Annotated in this window: 12 protein-coding genes; 4 read left to right on the top strand and 8 right to left on the bottom strand. The window is 54.0% G+C overall.

What is annotated here, in order from left to right; translation table 11 throughout:
* The first annotated feature begins 104 nt into the window (after positions 1–104).
* Complete coding sequence (gene queD, locus QRN24_RS11300; protein WP_014171404.1) at positions 105–467, top strand: 6-carboxytetrahydropterin synthase QueD; 363 nt, start codon at positions 105–107, stop codon at positions 465–467.
* Positions 468–495: 28 nt separating this feature from the next.
* On the opposite strand, the gene queE is transcribed toward queD, so the two are convergent.
* The 3 genes from queE to QRN24_RS11285 are packed head-to-tail and all read right to left on the bottom strand — an operon-like array spanning position 496 to position 3,488.
* Complete coding sequence (gene queE / locus QRN24_RS11295) at positions 496–1,167, bottom strand: 7-carboxy-7-deazaguanine synthase QueE (protein ID WP_020883810.1); 672 nt, start codon at positions 1,165–1,167, stop codon at positions 496–498.
* A 54-nt stretch (positions 1,168–1,221) separates the two neighbouring features.
* A complete protein-coding gene (locus tag QRN24_RS11290) occupies positions 1,222–1,929 on the bottom strand; it encodes an N-acetylmannosamine-6-phosphate 2-epimerase (protein WP_284942718.1) in 708 nt (235 codons plus the stop codon).
* Positions 1,929–3,488 carry a maltose/glucose-specific PTS transporter subunit IIC gene (locus QRN24_RS11285; RefSeq protein WP_020883808.1) on the bottom strand — a complete coding sequence of 520 codons (1,560 nt, stop codon included), beginning with the start codon at positions 3,486–3,488 and terminating at the stop codon, positions 1,929–1,931. The genes QRN24_RS11290 and QRN24_RS11285 overlap by 1 nt, the downstream gene beginning before the upstream one ends.
* Before the next feature lie 166 nt (positions 3,489–3,654).
* Between QRN24_RS11285 and QRN24_RS11280 the strand changes: the two genes are divergently transcribed.
* Both QRN24_RS11280 and QRN24_RS11275 read left to right on the top strand, forming a co-directional pair.
* Positions 3,655–4,479, top strand: coding sequence for a MurR/RpiR family transcriptional regulator (locus QRN24_RS11280; RefSeq protein ID WP_020883807.1), 825 nt, complete (start codon positions 3,655–3,657; stop codon positions 4,477–4,479).
* Between the two features lie 359 nt (positions 4,480–4,838).
* Complete coding sequence (locus QRN24_RS11275; protein WP_113657009.1) at positions 4,839–5,948, top strand: SDR family oxidoreductase; 1,110 nt, start codon at positions 4,839–4,841, stop codon at positions 5,946–5,948.
* Between the two features lie 52 nt (positions 5,949–6,000).
* Here QRN24_RS11275 and eno read toward each other — a convergent pair whose 3' ends face one another.
* From eno to rlmD, 5 genes are all read right to left on the bottom strand, one after another.
* Positions 6,001–7,299 carry a phosphopyruvate hydratase gene (eno, locus tag QRN24_RS11270; protein ID WP_014885045.1) on the bottom strand — a complete coding sequence of 433 codons (1,299 nt, stop codon included), beginning with the start codon at positions 7,297–7,299 and terminating at the stop codon, positions 6,001–6,003.
* An 82-nt stretch (positions 7,300–7,381) separates the two neighbouring features.
* Positions 7,382–9,019 (bottom strand): glutamine hydrolyzing CTP synthase, encoded by a 1,638-nt coding sequence (gene pyrG, locus QRN24_RS11265; RefSeq protein WP_014171412.1) that lies wholly within the window; start codon positions 9,017–9,019, stop codon positions 7,382–7,384.
* Positions 9,020–9,242: 223 nt separating this feature from the next.
* Complete coding sequence (gene mazG / locus QRN24_RS11260; RefSeq protein WP_032680388.1) at positions 9,243–10,034, bottom strand: nucleoside triphosphate pyrophosphohydrolase; 792 nt, start codon at positions 10,032–10,034, stop codon at positions 9,243–9,245.
* Between the two features lie 69 nt (positions 10,035–10,103).
* On the bottom strand, positions 10,104–12,335 hold the full coding sequence (gene relA / locus QRN24_RS11255) for a GTP diphosphokinase (RefSeq protein ID WP_014171414.1): 2,232 nt from the start codon (positions 12,333–12,335) through the stop codon (positions 10,104–10,106).
* A 51-nt stretch (positions 12,336–12,386) separates the two neighbouring features.
* The gene (rlmD, locus tag QRN24_RS11250) at positions 12,387–13,685 is read right to left on the bottom strand and encodes a 23S rRNA (uracil(1939)-C(5))-methyltransferase RlmD (protein ID WP_284942717.1); all 1,299 of its coding nucleotides are present in this window, start codon (positions 13,683–13,685) and stop codon (positions 12,387–12,389) included.
* Between the two features lie 57 nt (positions 13,686–13,742).
* Between rlmD and barA the strand changes: the two genes are divergently transcribed.
* Positions 13,743–16,502, top strand: coding sequence for a two-component sensor histidine kinase BarA (gene barA / locus QRN24_RS11245; protein ID WP_032678874.1), 2,760 nt, complete (start codon positions 13,743–13,745; stop codon positions 16,500–16,502).
* The last annotated feature ends 5 nt before the right edge of the window (positions 16,503–16,507 follow it).

The raw sequence follows: 16,507 nt of genomic DNA, 5'->3' as shown, positions 1-16,507 counted from the left end.
TCTCGTATGCACTACGTTGCGGCAACAGAGCCGTTTTAGTTAATGATAAAAATTGTGCTTTCCGGTACTATGCGGCGGTTTTTTCCGCATTACTGAGAGCAATAATGTCCACCACACTGTTTAAAGATTTCACCTTCGAAGCCGCCCACCACCTTCCGCATGTTCCTGAAGGGCATAAATGTGGCCGTCTGCACGGGCACTCGTTTATGGTGCGTCTTGAGATAACCGGTGACGTCGATCCGCATACCGGTTGGATCATGGACTTTGCCGAGCTGAAGGCGGCATTCAAGCCGACCTACGATCGTCTGGATCACTACTATCTGAATGATATCCCGGGCCTTGAAAACCCGACCAGTGAAGTGCTGGCTAAATGGATTTGGGATCAGATGAAACCGCAGGTGCCTCTGCTGAGCGCGGTGATGATCAAAGAGACCTGCACCGCGGGCTGTATCTATCGCGGTGAGTAAAAAAAGCCCGGAATATCCGGGCTTTTTTTTAGGCGATGTTCAGGTACTTGTGCGTCTGCATCGACAGCCGCCAGTTGCGGGCAATACAGGTTTCAATACACAGGCGCGTGGCATCCTCTTTCTGGCTGATAGGCTGCAGCGCGATGATCCGCTGCTTTTCATCCGTCAGCGTGGCGAGCAGTTCATCCAGCGCTTCGATATCACGCACGCGGCCAACTGGGTGTTTAATCTCATCAGCACGCTCCAGCGCCTGAGAGAGTACATCGTAGCCGCCGCGCATGTTAACTTTCGGCGAAACCGTCACCCAGGTGGTGTGAGAACAGCGCACTTCATGCGTGCCGCTGGTTTCAATCTGACAGCTGTAGCCGTTCTTTTCGAGCAGCTCGGTCAGCGGCGTCAGGTCGTGGATGCAGGGTTCACCCCCGGTAATCACCACGTGGCGCGCCGTCCAGCCCTGACGGCCAATGATCGCCAGCAGATCTTCTGCACTTCCCGCGCCCCACTTATCGCTCTCTTTGGTTTTAGCCAGAATGCTAAACAGCGACACTTCCCGATCTGCGAGTTTATCCCACGTATGTTTGGTATCACACCAGGCACAGCCAACCGGGCATCCCTGTAATCGAATAAAGATGGCGGGAACGCCGGTAAAGTAACCCTCGCCTTGCAGGGTCTGGAACATCTCGTTAATCGGGTACTGCATAGTCATCTCAGTTAAGGGGATAAACGATAAGTATCGCAGATCCCCGTCAGATGGTCATGCTCCATCGGTGCTTTGAGCGCCAATCGCTGCCATAAACCGCGCAGTAATTTGCTGTGGACGGGTGATGGCCCCGCCGACAACGACCATAAAGGCACCAAGTTCCAGGCACCTCGCCGCCCGTTCAGGTGTATCAACGTTGCCTTCGGCCACCACGGGAATGTCGACGGCAGCCAGCACCTCTTTCAGAAACGCGCAGTCATTGTCCGGTAGCGCATGGCCTGCGGTTTCTGCCGTATAACCGTAAAGCGTGGTCCCCACACAATCAAAACCCAGCGCCTGCGCCGTCACGGCCTCTTCTGTTGTGGAAATATCCGCCATCAGGCGTACCGACGGATACCGCGTGCGGATATGCGCGACCAGCGTCGCCAGGTCTTCGCCGCCAGGGCGCTGTCGCGCAGTCGCATCCAGGGCAATGATTTCCGGAGAAACCGTCATCAGCTCATCCACCTCTTTCATCGTGGCGGTGATAAACACCTCACTATCCGGATAATCGCGTTTGATGATGCCGATAACCGGCAGAGCCACCTGCTGCCTGATGGCTTCGATATCCACCACGCTATTGGCACGGATCGCTGCCGCCCCACCCTGCGCGGCGGCCAGCGCCATTCGTGACATAATAAACGCGCTATGCAGCGGTTCATTCTCCAGCGCCTGGCAGGAGACGACCAGTTTTCCCTTCAGGTTATCCAGTACAGTTTTCATTACGATAAGATCTCTTCCACTTCGTTTTTAATAATCGTGACATGCGGCCCATAAATGACCTGAACACCGTTGCCGCGGACGATAACGCCGCGCGCGCCGGTCGCTTTCAGCGCCGATTCGTTCACTTTGCTGCCATCCTTCACCGTGACGCGAAGACGCGTCGCGCAGCAGTCCACCTCTTCGAGATTGTCTTTGCCACCTAACCCGGCGATCACCGCAACGGCACGCTCGCTCTGCGAAAAGGTCACTTCATCCGCCATCGCCTCTTTCTCACGCCCCGGCGTGGCAAAATCAAAGCGATTAATCAGATAACGGAACGTAAAGTAATAAAGGAAGAACCACGGCACCCCTACCAGCGGTACGAACATCCAGTGGGTTTTGGCCTCGCCCTGGAGAATGCCGAACAGCACGAAGTCGATAAAACCGCCTGAGAAGGTTTGCCCGATAGTGATGTGTAAAATATGGGCGAGCATAAACGCCAGCCCGTCAAACAGGGCGTGAATGACGTACAGCACCGGTGCAACAAAAAGGAATGAGAACTCAATAGGTTCAGTAATCCCCGTCAGGAACGAGGTCAATGCCGCCGAAAGTAACAGCCCCGCGACGCGTTTTTTGTTCTCCGGCTTTGCCGTGTGGTACATCGCGAGGCAGGCACCCAGCAGACCAAACATCATCGTGATGAAGCGTCCGGACATGAAGCGCGACGTGCCTTCATAAAACTGGCGTGTTGTCGGGTCAGCAAGCTGGGCGAAGAAGATCCGCTGTGTACCTTCGACAAGCTGACCGTTAACGATCTCGCTGCCGCCAAGCGCTGTCGTCCAGAAGGGAAGATAGAAGATGTGGTGTAAACCAAACGGCCCGAGCATGCGCAAAATGAAACCGTACAGCATCGTCCCCAGATAACCGGTGGCATCCACAAGCCCGCCCAGACCGAAGATCAGCTTCTGGAAATGCGGCCAGATGACGGTCATTAATGCCCCGACAAGTATTGCCGCCAGCGAGCTGACGATCGGTACAAAACGTGAACCGCCAAAAAAACCCAGGAACTGCGGAAGCGCGATCTTATTGAACCGATGATGTAACGCGCAGGTCACAAGCCCGATGACGACGCCACCAAATACGCCGGTTTCCAGCGTCTGGATCCCCAGCGTCATTCCCTGCCCTACGGCACCCGGGTTCTCAAGCGCCAGTTTTCCGGTCAGGATCAGCAGCGCATTGATGGTGGCATTCATCACCAGAAAAGCGAGCAATGCCGCCAGCCCTGCGGTTCCTTTATCATTTTTTGCCAGCCCGACGGCGACCCCGACAGCAAACAGCACCGAGAGGTTGGCGAACACAATCGAACCGGCACTGCTCATAATGGTAAAGATGGCCTGCAGCCACGCAACATCTAAAAACGGGTAGGCCGTGAGGGTATTGGGATTTGATAACGCGCCTCCAATCCCCAGCAACAAACCCGCCGCGGGCAAGACGGCGATGGGCAACATAAATGATTTGCCAAAGCGCTGCGCTTTCTCAAACCATCCGCCAGAAGAAGCCCCACTGAACATTTGCATCATTTTTTCATCCCCTCGTGTATAGATGAAAATTTTTACCACATTAATTATTAATAGTGAAAATTATCATCAATAACCAGGATGACGATCATACTTTTTCGAAATGACTGGCATCTTTCCCCCGCTTTCCGCCACACTAGTCGACAGAAGAATGCATTAAGGATCTCGCATGTCAGACCATGAAAACCTGCTGCTGAAGCTACGCCAGGAGGCTTCCGGGTACAGCCCAACGCAACGAAAACTGGGAGAGTTTGTCCTCAACGATCCTGCCCGGGTGCTTTACCTGACGATCACTGAGCTGGCGCGCGAAAGTCATACCAGCGAAGCCAGCGTGACGCGTCTTTGCCGTACGCTGGGCTGTAAGGGGTACACGGAATTCAAAATGGCACTTGCGCTGGACATTCAGCAGGGTCAGCCAGAGCGTCAGGCCGGGGATGAAATTGATAGTGTGGTGGAAGAGTCTGTACAGGCTCTGCAGGATACCGCCAGACTGCTCGACAGAGCGCTGCTGGAAAAGGCGGCGCAGGCACTGCATCAGGCGCAGTCAGTCCAGATTTATGGGGTCGCTGCCAGTGCGATCCTCGGCGAGTATCTGCATTATAAGCTGTTGCGCCTGGGCAAACCTGTGCAGCTCTTCAGCGATATGCACCGTGCAGCCATGAATGCGACCACCCTCTCTAAAGCGTCGCTGGTGGTAGCCATCTCCAGTTCAGGCTCAACGCGGGATTTACTTCACGTCGTAAAACTTGCCCGCAAACGTGGCGTCCCCGTGCTGGCGCTCAGCAATACGCCGCGTAGCCCGCTGGCGTCCCTTAGCGATATGCTTCTGGTTGCAGCCAAACCCGAGGGGCCGCTTAGCGCAGGCGCACTCAATGCCAAAGTGGGCGTTATGTTGCTGGTCGAGTTGCTTACCCACTCCCTTATTGCAATAGACGGTCATTACGGCGAGGTCAGCCAACAAACCGCCAGCGCAACGCTTCCGCTGTTGCTGTAAAAAACCTTCGCAGGCTATATATCAATAGCCTGCGAGTTCGTTATTTTAAGTGTACTTAAGCATCCGTTAAATTATTTACCGCATCAATGAATGATGTTACAAAGTATTTTTATAATTACATTTTGACTTAATATTCCCACGACACAGGAAGCACATTAATAATATATAAATCAGTAATTTAAAATAAATATCTTTATAAATTGAATTTTCTTCCCTCCTGCAATGTCCAATCTCACCCCCTGAATTCCTTACCTTAAAATAAGCTTAAGAAACGGTAAGGCTGGCCATTTTTTTATTTAAACGCCGTTTACTTTCGCCCGCCTACAATCCGCCTCATCAATCATAATGAGACGGTATCAATGAAAACCTTACTGATTACAGGCGTGACCGGATTTCTGGGTGGTGCAGTACTTGAAAAAATCCTGACCGGCGAGAGCGCCGTAAATTTACTTCTGCTTGCGCGCGCCAGCGACCCGCAAGGTGGGCTGGCGCGAGTGCAGGAGAATATGCGTAAGTTCAACGTGCCTGAGCATGCACTGGCCTCGCTGAGCGTGGAGAATATCCTCATTGGCGATCTCAGCCAGCCGGAAGCCTTCCTGAACGATCCGCGTCTTGAACAGGTGACGCATGTCGTTAACTGCGCGGCCGTCGCGTCATTTGGCAACAATCCGCTTATCTGGAAGGTGAACGTCGAGGGAACCCTGGCGCTGGCGCGCCGCATGGAACGGGTGTCGACCCTACAGCGCTTCCTGCACGTTGGCACGGCGATGTCCTGCACGCCGGAGCAGGATTCGCTGGTCGCCGAAAGTGCAGAATTCAGAGAGAACGCCGAGCATCTGGTGGAATATACCTATTCGAAATCCACCATTGAACAGCTGATGCGCCAGCACTGTCCTGACCTGCCGCTGCTCATCGCCCGCCCGTCTATCGTCGTCGGCCATACCCGTCACGGCTGCACGCCTTCAAGCAGTATTTTCTGGGTCTTTAGCATGGGGTTAATGCTGCAAAAATTCATGTGTTCGATGGAAGACAAAATCGATGTCGTTCCGGTGGATTATTGTGCCGACGCGCTGTTAATGCTGCTTACCAGTGATGCATGTTCAGGGGAGGTGGTACATATTTCTGCCGGGGAAGAGAACAGCGTTCGCTTTGCTGATATTGATAAGGCAATGGCGCAGGCGCTGGAGAAAGCCCCTGTCGGAGATCGATACGCTCAGGTGAGTTACGAAACGCTGGTCAGAATGCGCCGCGAACTGAAGGATATTTTTGGGCCGTGCAACGAGCGCCTGATGCTGAAAGCAATGCGTTTATACGGTGCTTTTGCCACACTCAACGTGCGCTTCAGCAATGATAAGCTGCTTAGCATGGGCATGCCTAAGCCACCCCGCTTTACGGACTATATTGCCCGCTGCGTGCAAACCACTCAGGGGCTGACCATTCCGGAACAAATGGCGGTCGATTTTAAATAGCCAAAAAAAATGCCAGTCTTGCGACTGGCATTTTCATTTTAAGGCTTAGCGATTATGCCTGGCCTTTGATCTCTTTACGACCGTTGTATGGTGCTTTTTCGCCCAGTGCTTCTTCGATACGAATCAGCTGGTTGTATTTAGCAACACGGTCAGAACGGCTCATAGAACCGGTCTTGATCTGGCCAGCCGCGGTACCAACAGCCAGGTCAGCGATGGTAGCGTCTTCAGTTTCGCCAGAACGGTGAGAGATAACAGCGGTGTAGCCAGCGTCTTTCGCCATTTTGATCGCAGCCAGCGTTTCGGTCAGAGAACCGATCTGGTTGAATTTGATCAGGATGGAGTTAACGATGCCTTTCTCGATGCCTTCTTTCAGGATCTTGGTGTTAGTTACGAACAGGTCGTCACCCACCAGCTGGATTTTGTCGCCCAGTACTTTAGTCTGGTATGCGAAGCCATCCCAGTCAGACTCGTCCAGACCGTCTTCGATAGAAACGATTGGGTACTGTTTGGTCAGGTCTTCCAGGAAGTGAGTGAACTCTTCAGAGGTGAACGCTTTGTTGCCTTCGCCAGCCAGAACGTATTTACCGTCTTTGTAGAATTCAGACGCTGCACAGTCCATTGCCAGAGTGATGTCTTTGCCCAGCTCGTAGCCTGCTGCTTTAACCGCTTCAGCGATAACAGCCAGTGCTTCTGCGTTAGAACCCAGGTTTGGCGCATAGCCACCTTCGTCACCAACAGCCGTGTTCATACCTTTAGCTTTCAGAACTTTAGCCAGGTTGTGGAACACTTCAGAACCCATACGTACTGCTTCTTTCAGGGATTTCGCGCCAACTGGCTGAATCATAAATTCCTGAATATCAACGTTGTTGTCTGCGTGCTCACCACCGTTGATGATGTTCATCATCGGTACAGGCATGGAGTATTTGCCTGGAGTGCCGTTCAGTTCAGCGATGTGTTCGAACAGTGGCATACCTTTAGCAGCCGCTGCAGCTTTGGCGTTCGCCAGGGAAACGGCCAGGATTGCGTTAGCACCGAAGTTAGATTTGTTTTCAGTACCGTCCAGATCGATCATGATCTTGTCGATGCCAGCCTGGTCTTTAGCGTCTTTGCCAATGATTGCCTGAGCAATAGGGCCGTTTACGGCGCCAACAGCTTTCAGTACGCCTTTGCCCATGAAACGGGATTTGTCGCCATCGCGCAGTTCCAGCGCTTCGCGGGAACCAGTAGAAGCACCTGACGGAGCAGCTGCCATACCGACGAAACCACCTTCCAGGTGAACTTCGGCTTCAACGGTCGGGTTACCACGGGAGTCGATGATTTCACGACCGATGACTTTAACGATTTTGGACATTAGATTTTCCTCAGTACAAGTTAAACTAAAACTCCAGACAAACAACGCGTACCAGGGGTACGCGTTGCCGTTCTAACTTTTTTTACTTCGCCTGACGCTTCTGGTAATCGCTGGCGGCTTTCACAAAGCCTGCAAACAGCGGATGCCCGTCACGTGGCGTTGAAGTAAATTCCGGGTGGAACTGGCAGGCGACAAACCACGGATGGTTTGGCACTTCGATGATCTCGACTAACTGATCATCCCCGGAGCGGCCCGCAACACGCAGACCCGCAGCTTCAATTTGTTTCAACAACATGTTGTTGACTTCATAGCGGTGACGATGACGTTCGGTGATAACCGGCTCGCCATACAGCTTGCGAACGACGCTATCGTCGGACAGCTGGCAGGCCTGTGCGCCAAGACGCATCGTGCCACCCAGGTCGCTCTTCTCGGTACGGACTTCGACGTTACCTTCTTCGTCGCGCCATTCAGTGATAAGCGCCACGACAGGGTACTTACAGTCTGGCACAAATTCCGTAGAGTTCGCGTTTTCCATTCCCGCTACGTTGCGCGCAAATTCGATCAGCGCAACCTGCATACCCAGGCAGATACCGAGGTATGGAATATTGTTTTCACGCGCATAGCGTGCGGTGGCGATCTTGCCTTCTACACCACGGTAGCCGAAGCCGCCAGGGATAAGGATCGCATCCAGATCTTTCAGAATTTCAACGCCACGCGTTTCAACATCCTGCGAATCAATCAGCTTGATGTTAACGGAGACGCGGTTCTTCAGACCACCGTGTTTCAGCGCTTCGATAACTGACTTATAGGCATCTGGCAGTTCAATGTACTTGCCAACCATGCCGATAGTCACTTCGCCAGCCGGATTCGCTTCTTCATAAATAACCTGTTCCCATTCAGACAGGTTAGCTTCCGGACAGTTCAAGCTGAATCGTTTACAAATATAATCGTCCAGGCCCTGTGATTTCAACAGGCCCGGGATTTTATAAATGGAATCGACATCTTTCATTGAAATAACGGCTTTTTCCGGCACGTTACAGAACAATGCAATTTTCGCGCGTTCGTTCGCCGGAACCGCGCGATCGGAACGGCAAACCAGGATGTCTGGCTGAATACCGATGGAGAGCAACTCTTTAACGGAGTGCTGAGTAGGTTTGGTTTTCACTTCACCTGCGGCTGCCATGTAAGGCACCAGCGTCAGGTGCATGAACAGCGCGTTTTCACGGCCAATATCAACCGCCAGCTGACGAATCGCTTCCAGGAATGGCAGGGATTCGATATCACCCACAGTACCGCCGATTTCAACCAGCACCACGTCGTGGCCTTCGCCGCCCGCAATAATGCGTTCTTTGATAGCGTTAGTGATGTGTGGGATAACCTGAACGGTAGCACCAAGATAATCACCACGGCGCTCTTTACGCAGAACGTCGGAGTAGATACGGCCTGTCGTGAAGTTGTTACGACGGGTCATTTTAGTGCGGATGAAACGCTCGTAGTGGCCAAGATCCAGATCGGTTTCAGCGCCGTCTTCAGTAACGAACACTTCCCCGTGTTGGATTGGACTCATGGTACCCGGATCGACGTTGATGTACGGATCCAGTTTCATCATGGTCACATTGAGGCCACGGGCTTCAAGAATGGCTGCGAGGGAGGCTGCGGCAATGCCTTTACCCAGAGAGGATACGACCCCGCCGGTCACAAAAATATAGTTCGTTGTCATGCTGAACCTGAGAAGTTAGGGTGAAACGATGGAATAACCAGGACGGGAAAGTAGTATACCCGAACACGGCGAGCGCCACAAACTTTCATTCTCCGTCTCCTGTCCAGCCAATGACAAACATAAGGAGTGAGAAAATAGCCCCTTTTGGGTAAATGTTTTTGACGCAAATCAAGCGCTTGTCATTTAAAAAATCACACAAATTGCGCTTGATCGCAAAATTTCGTTAGAGATCAGTTTCCTGGCGTTTTACTTCTTGCCAGACTTCTTCCATCGCATCGAGGTCAATTCCGCTCATTTCCAGGCCGCGCGAGGCCACAATCCGCTCAACTTCGCGAAAACGTCGTTCGAACTTAATGTTGGCTTTTTGCAGGGCGGTTTCCGCTTTTACACCCAGATGGCGAGAAAGGTTGACGGTCGCGAACAGCAAATCACCCATCTCTTCTTCAAGCTTTGCTTCATCTACCACGGCCTGTTGCGCTTCGTGCATCACTTCGTCGATCTCTTCATGCACTTTTTCCAGCACCGGACCGAGAGACGTCCAGTCAAAGCCAACCGCGGAGCAGCGTTTCTGAATTTTATGCGCCCGCATCAGCGCAGGCAGGTTCAGGGGAATGTCATCCAGTGCCGAGTGCTGGGATTTCTCCGCGCGCTCGGCGCTTTTAATCTGTTCCCAGCGCGCCAGCACTTCCGCGCTATCGCCTGCGGTGGCATCGCTAAAGATATGCGGATGACGGCGTTCCAGTTTGTCGCTGATGGCAGCGCAGATGTCGTCGAAGTTAAAACGCCCCTCTTCCTGCGCCATTTGCGCATAGAACACCACCTGGAACAGCAGGTCACCCAGTTCGCCACGCAGGTCGTCAAAATCCTCGCGTGAAATGGCGTCCAGCACTTCATAGGTCTCTTCGAGGGTGTACGGGGCGATGGTGGCGAAAGTCTGCTCTTTGTCCCACGGGCAGCCGTTTTCCGGATCGCGCAGGCGTTTCATGATGCCAAGCAGGCGGTCAATTTGGGTCATAATTCTGTCCTGATTAAAAATAAATGCCGGGTAAAGGCTACGCCTTACCCGGCTTACAGAAAGGTGGGCTTACCCGCCGTGCAGACGACGTGCGTCAATCACATCCGGGACCTGGTTCAGTTTGCCAAGCACGCGGCCCAGCACCTGCAGGTTGTAGATTTCGATGGTCATATCGATGGTGGCAAGCTGCTCGCGCGTATCGCTGCGGCTGGCCACGCCCAGCACGTTAACCTTCTCGTTCGCGAGAATGGTTGTAATATCACGCAGCAGGCCGCTGCGGTCGTTTGCGGTGACGCGAACCACCAGCGAGTACCCCGCCGAGTAGCTCTCGCCCCAGACCGCTTCCACAATACGTTCCGGTGCATGCGACTGCAGCTCGGCAAGCTGGTCGCAGTCTGAACGGTGAATGGAAATCCCGCGTCCCTGAGTGATAAAGCCAACGATATCATCACCCGGGATTGGCTGGCAGCAGCGGGCAATGTGGTGCATCAGATTACCCACCCCTTCCACCACAACGCGGCCATTGTCTTTGCTGCGCTGTTGTGGCGCATAGGTTTTCTGCTGCAGCTGCTTCAGCGCCGCCGCATCCTGCTCCGCCGCGCTTGGCTTGTTGAACTGCGCCTGCAGGAAGTTCACCATCTGATTAAGACGGATATCACCGCCGCCAATCGCCGCCAGCAGTTCATCCAGCTCGTTGAAGTTGTAGCGCGGCAGCAGGAATTTCTCGGCCTCTTTCAGGCTTATGCCGATATGTTCCAGCTCGTCGTCGAGGATCTGGCGACCGGCAAGAATGTTCTTGTCACGATCCTGCTTACGGAACCAGGCGTGAATTTTTGAGCGCCCGCGGCTGGTGGTGACATAACCCAGGTTCGGGTTAAGCCAGTCACGGCTCGGGTTAGGCTGCTTCTGCGTGATGATTTCAATCTGGTCGCCCATCTGCAGCTGATAGGTAAACGGTACGATACGCCCGCCGATTTTCGCCCCGATACAGCGGTGCCCCACATCACTGTGGATGTGATAGGCAAAGTCCAGCGGCGTGGAGCCTGCTGGCAGGTCGACCACGTCACCTTTCGGCGTAAAGACGTAGACCCGGTCGTCAAAGACCTGGCTTCGCACTTCATCCAGCATTTCGCCGGAATCCGCCATCTCTTCCTGCCACGCAATCAGCTTACGCAGCCAGGCAATGCGGTCTTCATGACCAGAGCGCACACCACCTGACGTCCCTTCTTTGTATTTCCAGTGCGCCGCGACGCCAAGCTCAGCGTCCTCGTGCATCTGTTTGGTACGAATTTGAATCTCGACCGTTTTGCCGCCAGGCCCCAGCACCACGGTATGAATAGACTGATAGCCGTTAGGTTTCGGGTTCGCGACATAGTCATCAAACTCATCCGGTAGATGGCGGAAGTGAGTATGTACTATCCCTAACGCGGCGTAGCAATCCTGCAGACGCTCCGCAACGATGCGCACAGCGCGCACGTCAAACAGCTCATCAAAGGCGAGATGTTTCTTCTGCATTTTGCGCCAGATGCTATAGATGTGCTTGGGTCGACCATAGACTTCGGCCCGCACATTCTCTTCTTTCATCGACTGGCGCAATCCGCTGACGAACTCCTCAATATAGTGCTCGCGGTCAATGCGGCGCTCGTGCAGGAGTTTTGCAATCCGCTTATATTCTGCCGGGTGCAGGTAACGGAAGCAGTAATCCTCCAGCTCCCATTTCAGTTGACCAATCCCTAAGCGGTTCGCCAGCGGTGCATAGATGTTCGTACACTCTTTCGCGGCCAGTACGCGCTCGTCTTCGGGCGCATCTTTTACTTCGCGCAGGTGGGCAACGCGTTCAGCGAGCTTGATGACCACGCAGCGGAAATCGTCCACCATGGCCAGCAGCATCCGGCGAACGTTATCAACTTGCTCAGAGGAAACGGAATCGGTATGTGCGGCTTTGAGCTGGCGGATTGCCGCCATATCCCGTACGCCGTGGATCAACGCCACGACGGATTGCCCGACGCTGTCGCGCAGCACGTCTTCAGTGACGACATCCGCATCGGCAAGAGGGAACAAAAGCGCGGCCTGCAGCGTTTCGATATCCATGTTCAGCATGGATAAGATTTCAACCATCTCCACGCCGCGCCACAATAACAGTTCGGCGTCAGGATGCCCCAGAGTGGTGCGCTGACAGTAGGCCCAGGTTTCGGTTAAGCGTTCACACGACTGCTGGCTGGAAATCCCCAGACTTGCTATCCATTTTTGTGGGTCAAACTCCCCAGCTTTATTAAGATGTGCACTTCTTACCGCAACCATTGTCCTCTCCTTTAGGGACCAGGGCCTGTCGAAGTCGACAAGCCAAACTAATTAGATGTGCTCAAACAACACCATCGATTCCAGATGCCCAGTGTGCGGGAACATGTCCAGCATTGCCAGACGCTGAATCTGGTAACCCGCACGGATTAATGCCTCACTGTCTCGGGCAAGCGTTGCCGGGTTACAGGAAACATAGACCACGCGCCTGGGCGCGAGTTTAATTATATGTTGCATTACACCCGGTGCACCTGCGCGCGCCGGGTCGAGAAGAATTTTGTCAAACCCCTGCATCGCCCACGGCTGCTGCGTCACATCTTCCTCAAGATTTTGGTGAAAGAATGTCACATTTTGCAAGCCGTTCTGTCGTGCGTTCTCCTGCCCTTTAGCCACCAGCGCCTCAACGCCTTCGACACCCACAACGCTTGCCGCCTGCCGGGCCAAAGGCAGCGTGAAATTGCCCATTCCGCAGAACAGGTCAAGTACCCGATCGCTCTTCTGCACATCGAGCCACATCAGCGCTTTTTCAATCATTTGCTGATTGACGCCATCATTTACCTGAATGAAATCGCGCGGACTGAACGTTAAGCGTAGCCCGTTTGACGCATACCAGGGCGCTTCACCTGTCAGTTGCTCAAGTATCTCGCTTTGGGGGGCAAGGAAAAGCGCCAGCTCGTGGGAATGCGAAAAGCGTTCCAGTTTTTCCCGATCTTTTGTCGACAGCGGCGCGGTGTGGCGCAGCACCATCAGCGGGCCATTGTTGGCCATGACCAGTTCGACGTGCCCGAGGTGGCGAACGCCGTCCAGTCCGCAGAGGCAGGCATGCACGTCAGGAAGCAATGCCTCAAGACGGGGCACCAAAATGGGGCACTGCCTGATATTGACGATATCGCTGGAGCTGGCTTTGCGAAACCCCATCTCCAGCCGCTTAGTTTTTGGCTGATAGTTCAGGCTCAATCGCGCGCGACGACGATAGCCCCAGGGCTGGTCGGCGATGATCTCGTTGACGTCGTGCTTAAGCAGGCGGGCCAGGGCGCTGCTTTTACTTTTTTGCTGTAATTCTGTGCTGACATGCTGTTGCTGGCAGCCACCGCAGACGCCAAAATGCGGGCAGCGAGGCTTCACGCGGTCCGGGCTATCGTTATGACGCTGCTTAACCTGCCCGCGTGCAAACTGGCGTTTATCTTCCGTCAGCGTAATTTCTGCTCGTTCTGTTGGCAGTAAACCTGTTATAAACAGTGTCTTACCATTATGACGCGCAACCCCCTGGCCAAAGGGATCGAGGTCAGTGGCTTCAACAGTTATGATCTGACGCGTCGTCACGCGTCGCTTTGCAGAGTAGAATTGCGCCATCGCCGAGATTTTTCTCACATAAACATAATTATCCTAATTGTCCCATAACGGAACGCCATGACCAACTACAGCCTGCGCGCGCGCATGATGATTTTGATCCTCGCCCCCACCGTTCTCATCGGTTTGCTGCTGAGTATCTTTTTTGTGGTGCACCGCTATAACGATTTGCAGCGGCAACTGGAAGATGCCGGTGCCAGCATTATCGAACCGCTGGCCGTCTCCAGTGAGTATGGGATGAACCTGCAAAACCGCGAATCGATAGGTCAGTTAATCAGCGTGCTGCACCGCCGTCATTCGGATATCGTGCGTGCCATCTCCGTTTACGACGAGCATAACCGCCTCTTTGTCACCTCAAATTTTCATCTGGATCCAGCGGCCCTGAAAATTCCTGACGGTACGCCCTTCCCGCGCCACCTCACCGTGCTGCGCCGCGGCGATATCATGATCCTGCGCACCCCGATTATTTCGGAAAGCTATTCACCCGATGAATCCGCCCAGTCTGACGCCAAATCCAGCGACAATATGCTCGGATATGTGGCGCTGGAGCTGGATCTCAAGTCGGTGCGTCTGCAGCAGTACAAAGAAATTTTCATCTCCGGCGTTATGATGCTGTTCTGTATCGGGATAGCACTTATCTTCGGCTGGCGCCTGATGCGTGACGTGACGGGGCCCATTCGCAACATGGTTAACACCGTCGACCGCATTCGCCGGGGCCAGCTCGACAGCCGGGTGGAAGGGTTTATGCTGGGCGAGCTCGATATGCTCAAAAACGGCATTAACTCGATGGCGATGTCGCTGGCGGCGTATCACGAAGAGATGCAGCACAACGTCGACCAGGCGACCTCTGACCTGCGCGAAACCCTGGAGCAGATGGAGATTCAGAACGTTGAGCTGGATCTGGCGAAAAAACGCGCGCAGGAAGCCGCACGTATCAAATCCGAGTTCCTCGCGAATATGTCCCACGAGCTGCGTACGCCGCTCAATGGCGTGATTGGCTTTACCCGTCTGACGCTAAAAAGCGAGCTGAACCCAACCCAGCGCGATCATCTGCACACCATTGAGCGCTCGGCCAACAACCTGCTGGCGATCATTAACGACGTGCTGGACTTCTCCAAGCTGGAAGCCGGCAAGCTGATCCTGGAGAGCATCCCGTTCCCGCTGCGTAGCACGCTCGATGAAGTAGTGACGCTGCTCGCACACTCGTCGCACGATAAAGGCCTGGAGCTGACGCTCAACATTAAAAATGACGTGCCGGATAACGTCATTGGCGACCCGCTGCGCCTGCAGCAGGTGATTACAAACCTTGTCGGTAATGCCATCAAATTCACCGAAAGCGGCAACATTGATATTCTGGTGGAAAAGCGCTCCATCAGTAATAACAAGGTTCAGATTGAAGTTCAGATCCGCGATACCGGCATCGGTATTCCGGAGCGGGATCAGTCCCGTCTGTTCCAGGCGTTTCGTCAGGCCGATGCAAGTATTTCCAGACGTCATGGCGGCACGGGGCTGGGTCTGGTTATCACACAGAAACTGGTTAAGGAGATGGGGGGAGATATCTCTTTCCACAGCCAGCCAAACCGGGGCTCCACGTTCTGGTTCCATATCAATCTGGACCTTAACCCGAACGTGCTGACCGACGGTCCGGTAACCAATTGCCTGAAAGGAATGCGTCTTGCCTACGTTGAGCCGAACGCCGCAGCGGCGCAGTGTACGCTTGATATCTTAAGCACCACGCCGCTGGAGGTGATCTACAGTCCTACCTTCTCAGCGCTTGCCGTGGAGCATTACGACATCCTGCTGTTGGGGGTCCCGGTCACCTTTACCGGCGAGCTCACCATGCAACAGGAACGGCTGGCGAAAGCCGCATCGATGACCGACTACCTGCTGCTGGCACTGCCGTGTCATGCCCAGATCAATGCAGAAGAGTTAAAAAATGACGGGGCCGCCGCCTGCCTGCTTAAGCCACTTACCGCGACCCGCCTGCTGCCAGCACTGACGGAATACTGTCGTCTGAGCCAGCACGCCCTGCCGCTGATTGACGATGAACAAAAATTGCCGATGAGCGTAATGGCGGTGGATGATAATCCGGCCAACCTGAAGCTGATTGGCGTGTTGCTTGAAGATCAGGTTCAGCACGTAGAGCTGTGTACCAGCGGTGCGCAGGCGGTTGAGCATGCGAAACAGATGCAGTTCGATTTAATTCTGATGGATATTCAGATGCCCGGCATGGATGGCATTCGTGCCTGCGAGCTGATCCGTCAGCTCCCGCATCAGCAGCAAACGCCAGTGATTGCGGTCACCGCCCACGCGATGGCCGGTCAGAAAGAGAAGCTGCTGAGCGCCGGAATGAATGATTATCTGGCCAAACCTATCGACGAAGAGAAGCTGCATAGCCTGCTGTTACGCTATAAGCCGGGGCATATCGGCGGAACGTACACGGTATCGTCCGAACCGGTGGAAATCAGCGTCAATCAAAACGCCACCTTTGACTGGCAGCTTGCACTGCGCCAGGCGGCGGGTAAGCCTGATTTGGCCCGCGACATGCTGCAAATGCTGGTCGCGTTTCTGCCGGAAATTCGTAATAAGGTCGAAGAGCAGCTGGTGGGTGAAAACCCGGAAGATCTGCTGGAAGCCATTCATAAGCTGCACGGTAGCTGCGGCTACAGCGGTGTGCCGCGGCTGAAGAATCTCTGCCAGCTGCTGGAGCAACAGCTTCGCGCGGGCACGCCGGAAACAGATCTTGAACCGGAATTTCTGGAGCTGCTGGACGAGATGGATAATGTGACGCGGGAAGCCATGAAGGTGTTAGGTAACTAGCGTTG

Source organism: Enterobacter sp. MEB024 (assembly GCF_030209635.1).
GTDB lineage: Bacteria > Pseudomonadota > Gammaproteobacteria > Enterobacterales > Enterobacteriaceae > Enterobacter > Enterobacter ludwigii.
Note: the sequence above shows the minus strand (reverse complement) of the source record. Positions and strands in the feature narration are given on the sequence as shown.